This is a genomic window from Sutterella massiliensis (assembly GCF_016899755.1).
GTDB classification, from domain to species: domain Bacteria; phylum Pseudomonadota; class Gammaproteobacteria; order Burkholderiales; family Burkholderiaceae_F; genus Sutterella; species Sutterella massiliensis.
Map to the genome: position 1 here is coordinate 1 of NZ_JACJJC010000181.1, position 709 is coordinate 709.

Below are 709 nucleotides of genomic sequence, written 5' to 3' on the forward strand. Positions count from 1 at the left end.
TTTGGACGCTTCTTGAGCTTTACGGGCAGGTTGGCTCTGAGACGCCTTATCTGCCGGAGACTCAAACGAACCGCCCGACGTTTCGAGCGCAACAGAACCTTCCGCCTTGTTCTTCATAACTTCTGCGGTGCTGCGGGCGCAATCCGAAAAGAAACCCGGACACTTGGTCTCGATGAACTTCGCCGTCTTGGGCGTAATTTCGAGAACAGAAAGCAGGGAGTCGAGTGTGGCGCGTTCGATTTCCCTAATTTTTGCCTCTGTTCGCTGCGCGTCGGCGAGATTGCGCACTTCGGTTGCGATCTCTTCAAGGGCCGATGCCGTAAGACCGAAGGCTGCGGGCGAAGGACGATCTTCGATCATCCTGATCACGTCTTCGGAGAATTGCGCCTTCTTCTCGGGGTCTCCGGTATTACGATCCATTCGCGCCTGAAGCTCGGAATTAAGAAAGTCTGGCGGAAAGATCGAGGAGGTCATCTTGTGCAGCCAGCCGAGTACAAGCGGATTGTGACCTTCGAAGAGCTTCACGAGCGCCTGCGCAAGACGCGAGTTCGGGCTTTTGAAGGCCGTGTCCATAATGCGGAAGCCCTTGAGAAGTCCGTGCTTGTTCTGGTAGCTGCGAAGTTCCTGCACCGATTTTTTCTTGATGACGTCGGGCATCGTCAGAATCAGCAGGCTGAAGAGGTCGCGGGATATTGTCATTTTTTTGGTG

General features: G+C 54.4%; 2 protein-coding genes. One reads left to right on the top strand and one right to left on the bottom strand.

Annotated elements, in window-relative coordinates; all coding sequences use genetic code 11:
• Positions 1–474: hypothetical protein (locus tag H6A60_RS12030; protein WP_205104950.1), on the bottom strand; the 474-nt coding region annotated here is incomplete at its 3' end.
• A 3-nt stretch (positions 475–477) separates the two neighbouring features.
• On the opposite strand from H6A60_RS12030, the gene H6A60_RS12035 reads away from it, so the two are divergent.
• A partial coding sequence (locus tag H6A60_RS12035) for a hypothetical protein (RefSeq protein ID WP_205104952.1) occupies positions 478–709 on the top strand: 232 nt, incomplete at its 3' end.